11 protein-coding genes are annotated in these 16,430 nt (G+C 55.4%); 4 read left to right on the forward strand and 7 right to left on the reverse strand.

The genetic code is table 11. From position 1 onward, the window contains the following. The first annotated feature begins 14 nt into the window (after window positions 1-14). The 4 genes from Q0510_RS07275 to Q0510_RS07290 are packed head-to-tail and all read left to right on the forward strand — an operon-like array spanning window position 15 to window position 4,818. Window positions 15-1,160, forward strand: coding sequence for a SusE domain-containing protein (locus tag Q0510_RS07275; RefSeq protein ID WP_298709619.1), 1,146 nt, complete (start codon window positions 15-17; stop codon window positions 1,158-1,160). 25 nt (window positions 1,161-1,185) lie between these two features. After that, entirely contained in the window at window positions 1,186-2,385 is a 1,200-nt protein-coding gene (locus Q0510_RS07280) for a glycoside hydrolase family 76 protein (RefSeq protein ID WP_298709621.1), read from the forward strand. Between the two features lie 57 nt (window positions 2,386-2,442). Continuing rightward, on the forward strand, window positions 2,443-3,612 hold the full coding sequence (locus Q0510_RS07285; protein WP_298709623.1) for a glycoside hydrolase family 76 protein: 1,170 nt from the start codon (window positions 2,443-2,445) through the stop codon (window positions 3,610-3,612). Window positions 3,613-3,630: 18 nt separating this feature from the next. Then, window positions 3,631-4,818, forward strand: coding sequence for a sugar MFS transporter (locus Q0510_RS07290; RefSeq protein WP_298709624.1), 1,188 nt, complete (start codon window positions 3,631-3,633; stop codon window positions 4,816-4,818). A 146-nt stretch (window positions 4,819-4,964) separates the two neighbouring features. On the opposite strand, the gene Q0510_RS07295 is transcribed toward Q0510_RS07290, so the two are convergent. From Q0510_RS07295 to Q0510_RS07325, 7 genes are all read right to left on the reverse strand, one after another. Then, on the reverse strand, window positions 4,965-6,167 hold the full coding sequence (locus Q0510_RS07295; protein ID WP_298709626.1) for an AhpC/TSA family protein: 1,203 nt from the start codon (window positions 6,165-6,167) through the stop codon (window positions 4,965-4,967). 13 nt (window positions 6,168-6,180) lie between these two features. Further along, window positions 6,181-7,263 (reverse strand): TlpA disulfide reductase family protein, encoded by a 1,083-nt coding sequence (locus Q0510_RS07300; RefSeq protein WP_298709628.1) that lies wholly within the window; start codon window positions 7,261-7,263, stop codon window positions 6,181-6,183. A 23-nt stretch (window positions 7,264-7,286) separates the two neighbouring features. Next, window positions 7,287-8,750, reverse strand: coding sequence for a RagB/SusD family nutrient uptake outer membrane protein (locus Q0510_RS07305; protein WP_298709630.1), 1,464 nt, complete (start codon window positions 8,748-8,750; stop codon window positions 7,287-7,289). A gap of 27 nt (window positions 8,751-8,777) precedes the next feature. Beyond that, on the reverse strand, window positions 8,778-12,206 hold the full coding sequence (locus tag Q0510_RS07310; RefSeq protein ID WP_298709631.1) for a SusC/RagA family TonB-linked outer membrane protein: 3,429 nt from the start codon (window positions 12,204-12,206) through the stop codon (window positions 8,778-8,780). Window positions 12,207-12,471: 265 nt separating this feature from the next. Continuing rightward, window positions 12,472-13,620 (reverse strand): FecR family protein, encoded by a 1,149-nt coding sequence (locus tag Q0510_RS07315; protein WP_298709633.1) that lies wholly within the window; start codon window positions 13,618-13,620, stop codon window positions 12,472-12,474. Between the two features lie 97 nt (window positions 13,621-13,717). After that, entirely contained in the window at window positions 13,718-14,281 is a 564-nt protein-coding gene (locus tag Q0510_RS07320) for a sigma-70 family RNA polymerase sigma factor (protein WP_298709635.1), read from the reverse strand. A gap of 156 nt (window positions 14,282-14,437) precedes the next feature. After that, the gene (locus Q0510_RS07325) at window positions 14,438-16,222 is read right to left on the reverse strand and encodes a glycoside hydrolase domain-containing protein (RefSeq protein ID WP_298709638.1); all 1,785 of its coding nucleotides are present in this window, start codon (window positions 16,220-16,222) and stop codon (window positions 14,438-14,440) included. Between the last annotated feature and the right edge of the window lie 208 nt (window positions 16,223-16,430).

The following is a 16,430-nucleotide window of genomic DNA, read 5'->3' on the forward strand; positions in this document are numbered from 1 at the left end:
TAAAAGCATTTATCATGATACGTTCTCTCTCATTCCACATATCCTGCATGCTGGCCGCGGTACTGGCCATCGGGGGCTTCAGCTCCTGCGAAAAGGAGAAATCCATCAACAGCAATATTTCCACGGTTAAAGAACTGTATTATCCCGAAGTGGGCAAATACCTGAAACTTCAACCCGCTACCAGCGCGGTAGTGAACTTCGAATGGAGCGCGGCCCGCGCGGAAGACGGCAGCCTCGTAATGTACGAAGTAGCTTTCGATACGCTGGGCGGCGATTTCCAGCGGCCTATCTACACCGTGGCCTCCAACAGCAACGGGGTGCAGAATTCACTGGCGCTTTCCCATAAAGTGCTGAACAGCATCGCCAGCAAAGCGGGCATCCAGCCCTCGGGCACGGGATCGCTGCAGTGGACGGTGATCGCCAGCAAAGGGCTCAACGCCAAACGTGCCGATTCCACCCGCACCATCGTGGTGGAAAGGCCTTCCGGCTTTACCGAGATCCCGTCTAACGTATTCATCACCGGTACGGCATCCGAAGGCGGCGAAGACCTTGCCCAGGCACAAGCCATGAAAATGGGCGCAGACGGCGTATTTGAAATATTCACCCAGCTGAAAGCCGGTTCCTTCACTTTCGTGGACCGCAACAGCGGCACCCCGGTAACGTATTCCATTAACGGAACCCGCTTGCAGGAAGGTGGCGAAAATCAGCAAACCAGCGAGAAAATCTATCGCATCCGTCTCGATTTCGCAAATGCCGCCGCTGAGATGACGGAGATCACCGAAGTAGGGCTGTTCGCTTCCGCTTACAACAAAACCGTTGGCAAGCTGGCTTACACCGGCAACGGCACCTGGTCGCTCGAGAACATGCCCATCGCTTACTATGATTTCGGCAGCTGGAAAGACGACCGGTTCAAATTCCAGTTCCTTACGGCAGATGCAGGCGGTACGGCTGGTGTGATGTATTATGGCAGCGTAAATGCTTCCAATTCCACCCCGCCCGACGCCAACACGCCGGAAGCGTATTACAAACTGGTGCAGGTGGATAACTCGCAGTGGGATTTCACGTACAAATATCCCGCAGGGTCCGACGGCAAATCGGGCGACGTCAAACTGCAACTGAACGCAGCGAAGGATTATGCTTACGAACTGACCGTTCACTAATCGCCGAACCCTTAAACGCAATTACATGAGACCATTAGTTTTAATGATAGCCGCAGCGGCGCTTGCCTTCACAGGCTGTTACAAGGAGCGGGACGATGTTCCGGTGAAAGTTGACGCAGACACCTCTTCCGTGCAGCAGACCTACAAGCTCAAAGCCCGTCAGGCCCTGGACGATATTTACAAGAACTACGGCATCGCCGGTACCGTATACGTGCGGGAGAGCTTTCCCACGCAACCCGGAGACCCGCGTTACGCCTATCTCTGGCCGTATTCCGCCATGTTCACCGGCGCCACGCTGCTGAAACAGCTGGGCTATACCGACGCCACCGCGGCGGAATACTATACCTCCACGCTCAATGGCATGGAAACGTATAAAGACGTTTCCCGGACACCGGCAGCCTACCAGTCGGTACCGCTCAGCGAAGGCCTGGCCGATCGTTTCTACGACGATAACGCCATTACGGGCATCGACATGCTGGAGGCGTACAAACTGACCAAAGACGCCCAGCTGCTCAGCAACGCGAAGTTGTGCTATACCTTCTGCGCTTCCGGCGAGAGCCCGGAGGCAGGAGGGGGACTGTATTGGAACGAGGGCGTGATGAACAACCCCGACGATCCCAATTACATCAAAGCCACCAACGTAACGGCGCTGTCCGCCACACTGGCCTTGCAACTGTATGAAGTCGATAAGAACGAAGAATACCTCACTTCCGCTAAACGCTGGTACAACTGGGTGAAACAATACATGCTGGACCCGGTGGACAACGGCTTCTGGAATTCCATCTGGATCAAAGACGGCAGCATCAACTACGCCAAATGGACGTACAACTCCGGCGCCATGATCCAGAATGCGGCTTTGCTGCACAAGATCACCGGCGAAGCGGCTTACCTGGAAGACGCGAAGAAATGGGCGGAAGGGTCGTATAACATCTTCACGCGGAACGTGGCCAACCTGGGCAAGTTTTTCGTGCCGCACGATCCCTGGTTCACCGCGGTATTGCTCCGCGGTTACCTGGAACTCTACGAAATCGACAAGAACGCGACGTACATCAATACCCTGGCGGCGAATGTAGATTACGCATGGCAACATGCGCGCCTGCCGGATACGAAACAGTTTTACGAAGACTGGTCGGGCTCCGACCTGGGCAGGTATTATTCCCTGCTCACGCATGTAGGCATGGTGGAGATTTACGCCAGGCTTTCGATCTGGAAGAACGAACAGTAATCACCGGCATCCGTCCCGCTCCGCGGGGAACGGGGCGGATGCATGTAAAAAGGATCTATGAAAAGGATGTTAATGGGAGCGGTGCTTTGCGGCATGTCGCTGGCTGCCGCGGCGCAGCAAGTGCAGTCGCCGGCAGAATACCAGCGCCGGGCGGAGGAAATGTACCATCGCGTCTGGAAGCTGTACCGCGTACCGCAGCACGGGCTTTTTTCGGAATATTACCCGCAGCAGTTCAAGGACTCGCTGACGTACATGCAGGATGGCAATGTACAATCAAAGGAAGTGAGTTACCTGTGGCCTTTCAGCGGCGTAGTGACGTCTACCGTGGTGCTCATGCGCATGCCGGGGAAGAAGGCGGCTTACAGCCCTTTCCTCGACTCGGTGATGACCGGGATGTACCAATACCGCGATGCTTCCCGGAAACCGGCAGGCTACCAGGCTTACCCGGTGAAATTCGAGAAGGTGGACCGGTATTACGACGACAACGGGCTGGTGGCGATCGATTATGCGGAAGCGTTTGAGAATACGGGGAAGAAGGAATATATCACCAAATCCAAAGAGGTATTCGCCTTCATCATGAGCGGCTGGACGGACGTATTGGGCGGCGGCGTTTCCTGGCTCGAAGGGCACGACGACCAGAAGCCAGCCTGCAGCAATGGGATGGCTACCTTGTCGGCCCTCAAGATCTACAAAGCCACCAAAGAACCGTATTACCTGCAGCAGGGGATTAAGTTTTACGACTGGATGAACAAACATCTGCGCGACTCCGCCGGTTTGTACGCCAACGATATCAAAACGGCCACCGGCATTGCGAACCCGGTGTATTACACCTACAATTCCGGTTCCATGCTGGAAGCGGCGATGATGCTGTATGCCTTCACGGGGAAACAGCAGTACCTGCAGGACGCGAAGCAGACCGCCGAATCCGCCTACCACTATTTCGGGAAGCCGCAGGAAGGCATGCGCAGCGAGTTCTGCGACCTGCCCTGGTTTGCTACCGTACTGTTCCGCGGATATGCAGCTTTGTACGAAGTGGAGAAGGATCCTAAGTACCTCAAAGCCATTATCGCCCGGGTGGACCATGCCTGGGAGAACCAGGATCAGTTCGGCCTGCTCAACCATAACTGGAGCGATAAGAAAGAGGAGAAAGTCAAACCGAAATGGCTGCTCGACGAAGCCTGTATCGCAGAATTATATGGGCGGATGGCCATGATGAACATACAATAACACTACATTTGACACCATATGACGCAAGAGACGACCAATACACAAACCGGGCAGCCTAAAACCAGCGTTTTACAGCTGGCGCCGATCCTGTTCGGGTTTTTCATCATGGGGTTCGTGGATGTGGTAGGTATCGCCACCAACTACGTCAAAAAGGATTTCGGGCTTTCGGATACCTTGTCTAACCTGCTGCCCATGGCCGTGTTCCTCTGGTTCCTGATCTTTTCCGTGCCTACCGGCATGCTCATGAACAAAATCGGCAGGAAGCGTACGGTGCAGCTGAGTATGCTGGTAACGGGGATAGGCCTCCTGGTGCCAATGATCTCTTACACCCTGCCGGTAGTGCTGTCTGCATTCGCTTTGCTGGGTATCGGCAACACGTTGCTGCAGGTGGCGCTCAATCCCTTGCTGACCAATGTGGTGAGTAAAGATAAGCTGACGAGCAGCCTTACCACAGGGCAGTTCATCAAGGCCGTGTCTTCCTTCCTCGGTCCCATTATTGCAGCTTATGCCGGTACGCAATTCGGAAACTGGCAGGCGCTGTTCCCTATTTTCGCCGGCATCACGGTGCTGTCGTTTCTCTGGCTCAGCGCTACGCCGCTGCACGAAGGCGGCCGCAACGAAAGTACTTCCACCATCGCCGAATGCTTCGCCCTCCTGGGCGACAGGCGGATCTTCCTCTACTTCGCCGGAATCCTCACCCTGGTGGGCATCGACGTGGGGCTGAACGTATCCGGACCGCGGTTGTTGATGGAGCGTACCGGGATGGAGCTGGAGCAGGCCGGTTATGTGGCGAGCCTGTACTTCGTTTTTAAAACAACGGGAACTTTCCTCGGCGCCATTTTGCTGGCTAAATGGCCGGCCCGCCGTTTCTACCTCATTTCCGCCATCGGAGCGGTAGCCGCCATGATTTTGCTCCTGTTCGCGCATAACGCCGCCCTGATTTACGCGGGTGTGGCGCTTGCGGGATTTGCCTGCGCCAATATCTTCTCGATCCTCTTTTCGTTTGCCATGCAGCGCATGCCGGAAAGATCGAACGAAGTATCGGGCTTGCTGATCATGGGCGTTTCCGGCGGCGCGATTTTCCCGCTGCTTATGGGACTGGCCTCCGATGCCGCCGCCGCGCAATGGGGCGCCATCGCCGTATTGCTGGTGTGCTGCGCGTACCATTGGTGGCTGGCTGTAAAAGAATTGAAATCAAGTATTTGATAGATAGATGATTTGTGATTAGATACGATGCATGAAAAAGAAAAACCCGCTCACCTTAGAGCGGGTTTTTTCATGGAAAAGGGCCCGTTCTCAGGCGGGCCCTTTTTATCAAATTCAGGTGTGCATGGGGAAAACAATGTTATCTTTTACATCTTCCCGAAAACTTCCGCCAGCTTTTTGTCCATGGCTTCGTCGTTTTCCCCGCCGCCGCCATACCGGCCAACGATCACGCCGTCGGGCCCGATGAGGATTTTGGTGGGGAGGGAGTGGATGCCGTAATAATCGCTGATGTCTTCAGGATTGGGCTCGTTGTTCTGGCGTTTCTTCATATCCAGGCCGCGGAGTACATGCTTCCAGATACCGATCCCGTCTTGCGCCACGGCTTTCTTCCAGGCTTCGTGGTTGCTGTCGTCGTCGGAGATCCCGATGATCTCGAAGCCTTTGTCCTTGTATTTCGCGTACACTTCCTTCAGGTGTGGGTTGCCTTTGCGGCAGGGACCGCACCAGCTGGCCCAGAAATCGACGAGCACGTATTTGCCTTTGAAATCCGCCAGGCTAAGGGGCTGGCCGTTGATGTCGGTCTTGGAGAAGACATGCGCCACGCTGCCGGGAGATCCGCCGCGGAGGCCATCTAATTCTTTCCTGATTTCTTTGCCGAACCCGCTCTGCTGGATCTCAGGCGACATCCTGTTATAAACGGCTTCCCCTTCCGCAAGCTTCATGCTGCTGACGCGGAAGCGCATCAGGTATGCACTGGCGTAAGAATTGGGATGCTTTTCAATGAAGGCTCTGTCAATAGCTTCCATTTGCTCGTAGTAAGGATCCATCTTTTCCTTCACCTTTTCCAGCTGGTCGAGCATGCCAGCCAGGGTGGCGCTGTCTTTCTTCGCCCGGCGCGCCGCGATATACTCGCCGTTGAGCCGGTTGTATTCGGCGGACAGGGGGGCAAGGCTTTTCGCCACCGGCTTACGGGCTTCGTCCAGCTGATCCATATCGGCCTGTGCTTTCGAACCTTTCAGTTTAGCCTCTTTTAAGGCGCCTTTCTTTACGCTTACTGTCATATTGCCGGGTTCGAGGAAGAGGCTGGCGGATGTATTGTCGTAAGACATGGGATCGGGCCTTTCCAGCGCCAGGCTGCTCATGGAGGGTCCGGAGAGCTGCCCTTTGAAAGTGAACTTCCCGTTCTGCAGCTGGGCGCTGTCGGTCCGGTAGCTGCCTTTCTCGCCGGGATAGCTGAGGTAGGCGTATCCGGCCGTTTGCCCTTCCACCTTACCGCTGAGGGTGAACGACTGGGCCTGTACATTCGTGATTAGCAGGCAGGATGCGATCAGCATCGGTATTTGTTTCATGTTGCGGGTTTTATCAGTTCAGCAATTCGGCCAATTTGTTATGCAATGCCGCGCCACGCAGGTCTTTCGCTACGATGATGCCGTCGGGGCTGATGAGGAAGGTGGAAGGAATGGCCTGGATGCCGTATTCCTGCGCCACGGTGTTGCGGAAACCTTTCAGGTCCGACAGCTGGATCCAGGGCATGCCGTCTTCCGCGATGGCTTTTTTCCATTTCTCGCCATCGTCGTCCAGCGAAACGCCTACCACGGTGAAGTTTTTATCCTTGTAAGCGTTGAAGGCCTTGAGTACGTTGGGGTTCTCGGCCCTGCAGGGACCGCACCAGCTGGCCCAGAAATCGAGCAGCACGTATTTGCCTTTGAATTCGGAGAACTTCACGTCTTTACCGGAAACATCGGGCAGGGTGAAGTCGATGATGGGTTCACCGATAGCGCTTTTCTTCAGGATGGCGATCCGGTCGCCCACACGCTTGCCATTGGGGGATTGCTGTGCGACGGGATCGAGGAGTTTATACATGCTGTCGAGCTGCTTGTATTCGCCCATTACGGCCATATCGGCCAGGAGGGACACGCTCACGGGGCTTTTCGGGTGCGTGGCGATGTACCCGTTCATCAGGGCGCGGCGTTGCTTGCGCAGGTCGGTGGATTTGGCTTCCAGCACGGCCATGGCGGAATCGTTGTCTTTTATTTCGCTATAATTCGAATAGAGCTGCTCCATCTGGTCATTGATGCCCTTTTCCGATTGCTGGTAGGCAACGTATTCGTCGTGCGCGGCGGAGCCGGTCACGCGGAGGTCGGACAGGGAATCGGCGTGGCCGTTGATCTTGATGTCACCCTTATCGAGTAAAAGTTCCACGAAGCGGTTCGGGAACATGAGGTACACCTTCTCGGGACCGGCCACTTCGCCGCTCCAGCTGAACTTGCCGTCTTTCACCGGGATCGTGTCTGTTTTAGCCGAATCGGCAACCGGGAGGGAAAGATACACGACGGAATCTTTCAGGCCGGTGATCTCTGCTGTAATGGTCGTCTTGGGCTGGCCGGCGGGGCCGCAGGCGTAAAAGGCTGCTGCGGCCAGCAGGCATGGAATGGTACGTTTCATATGTTCGATTGGTTTTGAATGGCTTAGTTTTTAGGCAGCTCCAACACCACTTTCGGGTCGGTGGGTTGGATGGTGAGGGCGGTGCCGTTATTGTCTGCCGCGATGCGCGTCATGGGCAGGCCGTTGCGGAAGTAATCGAAGCTGTTATGGCCTTCAAAAGCCAGTTCAATCCTTCTTTCCTTCAAAACGGCGGCCATTACATCTGCCGCGGCGAGGTTATCGATATCCGCTGCGGGCAGCCCGGCGCGGGTGTGTATGGTTTTCAGGTTCTCTTTGGCCAGGGCGGTATTGCCCAGTTTTGCGTACGCCTCAGCCCTGTTGAGGTACATTTCCGCCAGCCTGAAGTAAATATACGGCGCCCGGGTGAGCCAGGCTTCCGCCAGAACGAGAAACTTGGTGGTTTCCACGAAATTGCTGTTGGGATTGAGTTTTAGGAAAGTGCCCCTGATGTCGCCGGGTTTCAGAAGGCTTTTGAACTCCGATGAAGGCAGGAAAGTAGCGCCCACACCGTAGATCGCGTCGAAATGATAGAACTGGCCAATGGAGCTTCCTCCCTGCGAATTGTCGTAAGCGAAGATGATCTCCTTGTTGGTAGTGCCGTTAGCGCGGCCAATATCACCAAACTCATCGTCTCCAAACATATTGGCATACGCGTCGCCTTGCAACAGGGCATATTTGCCACCGGTATGGTTGATCACGCTGTCGGCATACTTGATGGCGAGTTCGTTGGCCGCCGCGTCAGGGTTGGCGATGGAGCCGCCCCGGTACAAGTGAACGCGGGAGAGGAGGGACCACGCTGCGGCCGTGCTCACAAACGCATTGTTCTTCGTGACGGGGGCTTTCATCAGCTGTGCGGCCGCATGGAGGTCGGACAGTATGAAATCATAAGTAGCCTGTACGCTCGCCCGCTCGGGAATATCCTCGATGTCGCTGGTTGTTTTGATGATCACGCCGGGGCTTTGTCCGGGTGTCTGGTAATATGGTTTTCCGTACACGCGTACGAGGCTGAAATATATCAGCGCCCGCAGGAAATGATTTTCACCTTTCGCATATAGAAACCTGTTTTTCTCCGCTTCTGTGAGCGTAGAGAAGGAGGTGGCTTCCATCGCTTCGATCCCTTCCAGCGTGGTGTTGACGCTCACGATGATCTGGTAGGCGTTGCGGTAGAAGTCGTAGCTGTTGCCCTGGGTAGGGCTGTTGCTGTTCCTGTAAAAGAAGGCGTCTGTAGTTTTACCGGGAAGTGTCCAGTTCTGGAGGGTGACGTTATTACCGCGGCTTTCTCCCAAATCATGCATGGGAACATCGAAATAATTGAACCCGCTGCCTTGCAGCAGGATGTAGTTGCCGATGGTCGTTTCTTCGATCCCTGCCAGCGATGCAAGCTCGCCTTCCTTGTCGATTTTCGTGAGCGGCCGGATGCTGTCGATCTGCTTGTTGCAGGCCGTGGCGAGCAAACCGGTAAGTATGAGGATGGTAATGTGTTTCATGTGTCGATGATTGATACCGGAATTAAATTAAAACCCAAGTTGCAGGCCGAAAACATATCTTCTGGGAATGCCGATCCCCGAACCGACGGATCCGCCGAAATCCTGCGCTTGCCCAACAGACGGGCCTTCCGGGTCGGCTGAGATCAGTTCTTTGGAATACAACGTGTAGAGGTTGTCGCCGCTCACGTAGAAGTGGGCGCTCGACAGGCGCAGCGCTTTCAGCAGCGATTGCGGGAGGTCGTAACCCAGGCGCACGCTGCGCAGGCGGGCGTGGCTGCCATTGTGGATGTATTTGCTGGAACCGAAGTAACCGGTGTTCACATGCGTATACAATTCCGGCTCCGTGGCATCCGTCTGGCCGGGGTGCGTCCATAGGCGCTGGTGGCTGCGGAAGGCGAGTTGGTTGTAACTGGTGAGGTTGGAGCCCTGCATTTGCTCGGCCAGGTCGTCGTTGATCACGTAATCGAGTGCATAGGTGATCAGCACGTCCAGCGAGAAGTTCTTGTATGAGAACGAGTTGGTGAGGCCTCCGAAGTACTTCGGCTGGAAGTTGCCGATATGCCGGAACTGGCGAGGGTCGGCCGCTGCGCCTACTTCTTCCATGGTATTTACATAAGTTACCCCTGTGATATTCCCCTTTTCATCGAAGGTCTGCTTTTCGAAGCGGGGCTTGCCGGTTTCGGGGTCTACGCCCGCATAAGGTACGGCTTTGAGGGAGTTAATATCGTCGCCGGGGAACAGGTAGAAGCTGTTGGCGGTATAAAAACCCTGCCGCAGCGAATCGTTCGCGACGCTGACGAGCTTGTTCTTGTTAAAGCTGATGTTGAAGGAAGTGGTCCACCGGAAATTCTTCCCGGTGATGTTGTCCGAGTTGATGAGGATCTCGAACCCTTTATTCTGTACGGTAGCCACGTTCTTCCATTGGGTGGGGAACCCTGTCACGGCGTCCAGCGTAACTTTCTGCAACAGATCTTCGGAACGGCGGTTGTAGTAATCCAGGCTCGCGGTGACCCTGTTGAACAGACCGATGTCCATGCCGGCGCTGAAAGTTTTGGTGATTTCCCACTGCAGATCGGGGTTGCCGAGCACGGAAATGGTGGCGCCGGTCTGGTTCTGGTACTGGAAGCGCGGATCGTAGAGGGTGCGGGTGAGGAAGTTGTCGCCCAGTTGCGAACCGCTGGTTCCGTAGTTGGTGCGCAGTTTGAGGTTGCTCATCCAGTGGAGTTTTTGGGCGAACGTTTCGTTGCTCACTACCCAGGCGCCGCCTACGGAATAGAAGGTGCCGTATCGTTTGTCTTCCCCGAAGCTGCTCGATGCGTCGGTACGCAGCGAAGCGCTCAGGCTGAAGCGGTCGTCGTAAGTGTATCCCGCTTCTCCGAAGGCGGAGAACACGGCGCGGTCTTCTTTCCCGCCTTCCACGTTCCCTACTTTGGTGGTGGGGATGCCGTAGATGCTGTAGTCATATCTTCCGCCTATCGCCCGTCCCAGCGAGATCACAGGATAACCCGCACGCACGTTGTTCACGTTCACAAGGATATTTTCCATTTTGGTCCGGCCGTATTCGGTAGCTACCAGGGCCCGCAGGCTGTGGTCTCCGAAAGTTTTACGGAAATTCAGCTGGTTGGAAGTGAGGAAGTTGAAGATTTGGTTGGTATTGGTGCCCAGGAACCCTTTGGAGGACGTGGCCGTGCCGGAACCGGCATAACTGCGGGCGTCAATGTAGCTTTCAGACTTCGTATAGTTCAGGGTGCCTGAATTCGTGCTGGAGAAGCTCAGCCATTCGGTGAGCTTGTAATCCAGTTTCGCCGACCCAACCAGGCGCTGGGCTTTCGGGTGCATATAATTGTACTCGTTTTCGAAGAGGGGGTTGGCTGCATTGCGCATGGCGCCATTCATTTTGTAGCGCAGCGACGATTTCAGGGAGCCGTCCGCATTGTACGGGTTCACCCAGGGGATTAAGTTGTACAGGGAAACACCGGAGTTGGATATTTCCCGTTCCCCGCTGTCGAAAATCCCGTTGAGGGAAACGTTGGTCGTGAGCCGGGGCGTTAAACGGTTTTCCAGGTTCAGGCGGAAAGTACCGCGCTTCAGCCCGTTTTGCACACCGGTCGACTGCTCGTCATAATACGTGGCGCCAATGTAATAGCGGGATGCCTCGGTGCCGCCCCTGGCGGAAACATTCGCTTCTTTCATGTTGCTGGTGAGGAATGCGTAGCGGTCCCAGTCATAGCTATTCTGAAGGTCCGCCACGGCGGGCAGCCGGTTGGTCAGGTAAGCGTCCAGCGTGGGGTAGGTGGGCGAGAGGGTGGCATTGTTCACGCGGTAATCTTCGGTGAAGTATCTTTTTTGCAGATCGAAGAGCTCTTGTGCGTTGAGGAACCTTACGGAGCCGCGGTTGGGTTTGTTGATACCGTATTTCACTTCCGCCCGGATCTGGGCCTTGCCTGCCTGGCCTTTTTTAGTGTTCACCACGATCACGCCCGCTGCTGCGCGTGAGCCATAAATTGCCGTGGCGGCAGCGTCTTTCAGGATCGTAAGGTTATCGATGTCCTGGGGGTTGATGAGCTCTTTGAGGTTCTGGTTGGGCATGATCACGCCGTCCAGCACCAGGAGCGGACCGTAGTTCTGGGTGGGCATCACGAATTCGTTCACCTGGTCTACCCCTACGCCCACGATGCTGCTCTGACCGCGCACGAAGATCTGGCCGCCGGCGCTGGTGGGGTCGCCCGCGCCCTGTTCGGAGATGTAAAGCCCGGTCACGCGGCCTTTCAGGAGCGAAACTGGGTCGGACGTGGTGATGCCTTTGCGGAGCACGTCGCCGCTGATTTTTTGCACGGCGCCGGTGAGCTCGCCGGTCTTCTTGGCGGAATAACCGGTGATGATCAGCTCGTCCAGTTTCGAGGAAGAAATGGACAGCAGAACGTTCACCGCTTTGCCGGCGGTCGCTTTTACGATTTTGGATTCATACCCTACAAACGATACGTCCAGCACGGCTTCACCGTTCTCCGTTTCCAGCTCGAATTCGCCGTTGGCGTTGGTAACGGTGGCCTTGTCCGTGCCGCGGACATGCACGGTGGCGCCGGGCATGGGTTTCTGGGTTTCCGCGTCGCGCACGGTGCCGCGGATTTTCTCGGGCGGCAGCGGTTGTGTGGCAGCAGGGGATGTTTTGCGGAGCACGATGGTCTTGCTGACGATCGTCCAGGCGAGTTGCCGGCCTTTCAGGCAGGCTTCCAGCGCTTCTTCCAGCGTGGCATTTTTGATGGCGATGGAAACCACAGACCCGGAGGGAAGGGTCCCTTCCTCGTACCAGACCTGGTAGCCACTTTGGCGTTCAATCTCATCAAGGACGCGCTCGATGGGAGCGTTCTCGCGCAGGATCGAGATCTTCTGCGCGGTGGCGGCGCTGACCTGGATGGCGCCGAACAGAACGAGTAAAATGGACAACTTCACGGTCATTACACTTTTGGTAAACGGGCTTAGCCCTGATTTGGTTGATAGGCATAACCTGCCCTGCCGCATGAGGCATGAGGTAGTAGAGAGCATAGAAATGATTGGTTAATGATTTAGAAATTTTCCAATTTTTCTTTCGATTGGTGTACGATCTGGTTGTTCCTTTTTGAAATGCTGATTTAAAAAGTTTACGTTTTGACTGATTATCCGGATGTTGGTTGAACGCCTCATGTCGGTTGGGCGGTTCCGCTCGATATATATTCAATCTGTGTTATGGCATGACGATAATCTTCTTCCCTTCCTGCCGGAAATGCAGGTTGCTGGCCAGCAGTACGGAAAGCGTTTCGGAAAGGCTGTAGCTCCGCGATACCTTGCCGGTAAAGCGCCGGTGCGACACCGGGCCTTCGTATACGATTTCCACATCGTACCAGCGCCCTATTTCCAGGAGGATTTCCGCGATGTATTCGTTCCTGAAACTGAATACGCCGTCTTTCCAGGCAACGGCCTGCTCCGCATCGGATTCGCTGATGATTTTGATCTCCCGGTCGCCGCCAACGGCGTTTACTTCCCCGATATGCATCAGCCTGCTCCTGCCTTCCCCGGCAACAACGCGCACGCTGCCCGAAAGCAGGGCTGTTTTGACGCGGGGCTCCTCTGCATACGCTTTCACGTTAAACGCCGTACCCAAAACTTCGATGCGCGGGCCGCCGGTTTGCACTACAAACGGTTTGTTGGCATTGGCCGCCACTTCAAAATAGCCTTCCCCTACCAGCGTTACCTGGCGCTGAGCGCCGTTGAACACGGATGGGAACTGCAGTTCGCTGGCGGCATTCAGCCACACCTTCGTGCCGTCGGACAATACGATTCGGTACTGCACGCCCTTCGGCACCGACAGCTTGTTCATCACCGCCTGCGCGCCGTCGTGGCCGGGCTCATACACCAGCATCGATTCCTCTTTGCTGACGGCGGAACCGCCCTGCTGCGCCAGCGCGCCGTCACTATGCTCGCTGAGGTCCAACACCGTACCGTTGCCCAGCGTAAGCGTGGGCTTGTTTGCCGGCGCGGGAACGTCGATAGCAGCGATGGGCGACTGCGGCGCCTCCACCTCCGCGGATGGCCGCAGGAACCAGGTGCTTCCGGCGATGAGCAGCACGGCAGCCGCGGCGGTCCAGGGCAGCCATGTCCGGCGGCGGGGTTCCATGGGCACCACCGGGGTGTCGCCCACGGCGATCTGTTCCCGCAATTGCCGGAGGATACGGTCGCCCGTGTCCTGCAACGTGGTTGCCTGTTCCGCGACTACGATTTCCGTATCGCCTTCATTCACATGATCATACCATTCGTGCAATGCGGCCGCTTCTTCGGCGGTGGCGGTGCCGTTCAGGTATTTCTCGGCCAACATCCTGACCTTCGCTGTATCCATTACGTGTATAGTTAAAACCAGAGCGGAGCTCCTTTACATATATAGAGCCTCGCCAAATACTTTTGTACGCAAAAAAGGAGAAAAAAAATTTCAGGGGTTATTTCAGCAGGAAGAAAAGCACCATCAAAGTCAGGTACTCGCGCCTTTTGCGCATCATTTGCATGACATGGGTTACATAGCCCTCAGCCGTGCGGACGGACACGCCCAGTTCGCTGGCGACCTCATCCAGCGGGCGGTCCAGCAGTTTGTGCTGCAGGAAAACGATCCGGTGCTTCACCGGTAGCTCGTTCGCGAATTTGTTTAATATATCGAGCAGGTGCTTGTTATCGATGTCGAATGCCGGCGAAGCGTCCGCCGTTACCGCCTTCAGCTTCCCCGACCGTTCGGAGCTGCGCTCCTGGTCGGCGAAATGCCGGTAGATGGCGTAACGCACCATGGCCGAAAGGTAAAACGGTAATGATTGGATGGATAAACTCGCCCTTTTATGCCAGAGCGTAAGGAAAACCTGCTGCACGATTTCTTCGGCGTCGTGCGCCGATTGCAGCCTTTTATGAGCCATGAAGTAAAGCCGCTCCCAGTATTGGTTATAGATCGCAGTAAAAGCAGTTTCGTCCCCTTCTTTTAATGATTGTAATAAAGCAATATCGTTGAATTCGCTCATATATGGTCTAAGGCAGCAGGCTCGTATAAATTTACAAAAAGGGGCGGAAAGAATTGTAATAATGACATTTTTTTTGGCTGACGGGAGATTTTTTACGGTACGCCGCAAAAAAAGAAGGAGCCGGAGCTCCTTCTATTATAATATGGTATGACCGTTTTACTTCGCCAGGGAGGCCGATACTTCATTCAACAGGTTTTTAGCCGCATTGAGATCGTCGTTCCAGCCGGCGTGGCGCTTATTGTTGTTCAGCTTCGCGATAGCGGCGTTCAGGGCGGCGAGTTGCGCGTTGTCCTGCTTGTCGGCCAGCAGTTTTTTCACCATCCGGATCTTTTCATAATCCTGGATGCCTTCCAGCAGGCGCTCGTAACGGATGGAGCTGCGGGCCTGGGGATATACGATGTACGTGTCGCCGGCCGGCCAGGTGCGGAAGCGGGAATCCACCAGCGGGTTCTCCACCCAGGAGTTGAAGGCCCAGCGCAATACGCCGTTATAGCCCGCCGCCATGGCGTACCAGCCCATATAGGCCGATTCCGCGGGGTCGGAGAAGGTGAACTGGTTCGGGAAGTTGTTGCCGCAGTACACGTAGAACGTGGTATTCAGCCCGCGCGCGGTACGGTCCGCCAGGTCTTTCGAATCGATCGGGTGCTGCACGGCCGTGCTCACATCGCGGCTGTTGGGGTAGCGCTGGTATGTTTTCTGGTTGTCGGCATAAGAAACGCTCAGCGCAGGCGAAGCCTTCTCGATCAGCGCGAATGCCAGTCCCATTTCATCTTTGTTCCGCTCGTCCAGGGCGATGTTGGTGATTTCCAGCCAGCCTTTCTGCCGGAGGTGCTGCACGAAATCCTTCAGGAACGGCTCCCACATTTCGGTAAACGCCGGCGTGCCGGGTTTGGCCACCACGTTCACGAACTTGCCGGTGGCGGCGTCTTTGTAATGGATCTCGTTGTTCCAAGGAACGATGGAGTAGCAGTTGATCATTTTTTTGATGCCGAGGTCCATCATGAACGACACCCATTTGTCGAACACCTGGTAGTTGTACGACCAGCTGCCGTCTTTTTCTTTCGTCCAGATGATCATGTCCTCGTAAGGGTCGAGCGTTTGCACATGCCAGGGATCCTTGTTCAGGGTGGCGGTGATCACTTTCTGCCCGAGGCGCGCCAGCATTTTCATCTGGGGCTCCATGGCCCTGAAGTGCGCATCGCTCCAAACCGGTACATTATTGACGCGGGCAATCGCCGAAGGGTGCTGCCATTGATCGAGATGGAATATCCAGTCGGAAGTTTCGGGAATGGTCAGCCCGATGACGTCGAGCGTGAGATCCAGTTCCTGTTTTTTGCCTTTGGGGGATGTGATCGCCACTTTGGCGGTATAGGTGCCCTGTGCGGCGTCCCGGGGAATGTCGACGGTGATCCATACCGGGCGGACTTTCTTCCGTTCCAGGTGGTAGAAGGAGACGTCGTCGAGCAGGTCGGGTGAGAGCGAAGCCGGGAAGTCGCCCGGTTTGCGCCAGCCGCATCCGGGGCCGTAGGTGTCGGTAATAATATACCGTTCGAAGCGGGCGTAGGCTACGGGGCCAAGTTTTTTGCCGTTGGCGGCTACCGGTTCGGACACCGAAACTTTTACGCCGGGGATGGAATCCACGGTCCACAGGAGCACCTGTGCGGAAAGGCGTTCTCCTTTCCAGCCTTTCAGGTGCTGGGATCGCTGAACGGTAATGCCCGGCGCCTCGCTTTTAGGAAAACGCTTGTCGATCGACGCAAAGGAGGTATGGAGCCCTGGCTTTACCGATTGCCAGCTTTTGCCGTCGGAGGCAACGGGATCGGCGGCTTCGGTAAACGTTTGCCCCTGGTCCCAGGGCAGCTGCTGCGAAAATGCGGTCGTGGATATGCCGGTGATCAGTCCCAGGCATATGGATCTTTGGATCAGTCTTCTTACACTCATAGATTTTTGGATGTTGAATAGGTTAATTGGTATAAAAAGGGTGAAACGGTAAGTTATAAAAAGTTTTATATTATTTCAAATGGTTTCATTTTGACAGTATTATTCTCATTTGGACGCTGGCGGGGGATGTGTATCTGTCCCTTACATCCTCATCCCGCGGGCTTTCATTATTTTAAGTTGAAATTCTAAACGCAGGCATATTTACAGC

Source organism: uncultured Chitinophaga sp. (assembly GCF_937874145.1).
GTDB lineage: Bacteria > Bacteroidota > Bacteroidia > Chitinophagales > Chitinophagaceae > Chitinophaga.

What these genes read in the sequence shown, in the direction of transcription:
- Q0510_RS07300 (WP_298709628.1), bottom strand. Translation starts at nt 7,263, where the DNA reads ATGAAACGTACCATTCCATGCCTGCTGGCCGCAGCAGCCTTTTACGCC.
- Q0510_RS07310 (WP_298709631.1), bottom strand. Translation starts at nt 12,206, where the DNA reads ATGACCGTGAAGTTGTCCATTTTACTCGTTCTGTTCGGCGCCATCCAG.
- Q0510_RS07285 (WP_298709623.1), top strand. Translation starts at nt 2,443, where the DNA reads ATGAAAAGGATGTTAATGGGAGCGGTGCTTTGCGGCATGTCGCTGGCT.
- Q0510_RS07305 (WP_298709630.1), bottom strand. Translation starts at nt 8,750, where the DNA reads ATGAAACACATTACCATCCTCATACTTACCGGTTTGCTCGCCACGGCC.
- Q0510_RS07295 (WP_298709626.1), bottom strand. Translation starts at nt 6,167, where the DNA reads ATGAAACAAATACCGATGCTGATCGCATCCTGCCTGCTAATCACGAAT.
- Q0510_RS07315 (WP_298709633.1), bottom strand. Translation starts at nt 13,620, where the DNA reads ATGGATACAGCGAAGGTCAGGATGTTGGCCGAGAAATACCTGAACGGC.
- Q0510_RS07275 (WP_298709619.1), top strand. Translation starts at nt 15, where the DNA reads ATGATACGTTCTCTCTCATTCCACATATCCTGCATGCTGGCCGCGGTA.
- Q0510_RS07320 (WP_298709635.1), bottom strand. Translation starts at nt 14,281, where the DNA reads ATGAGCGAATTCAACGATATTGCTTTATTACAATCATTAAAAGAAGGG.
- Q0510_RS07290 (WP_298709624.1), top strand. Translation starts at nt 3,631, where the DNA reads ATGACGCAAGAGACGACCAATACACAAACCGGGCAGCCTAAAACCAGC.
- Q0510_RS07280 (WP_298709621.1), top strand. Translation starts at nt 1,186, where the DNA reads ATGAGACCATTAGTTTTAATGATAGCCGCAGCGGCGCTTGCCTTCACA.
- Q0510_RS07325 (WP_298709638.1), bottom strand. Translation starts at nt 16,222, where the DNA reads ATGAGTGTAAGAAGACTGATCCAAAGATCCATATGCCTGGGACTGATC.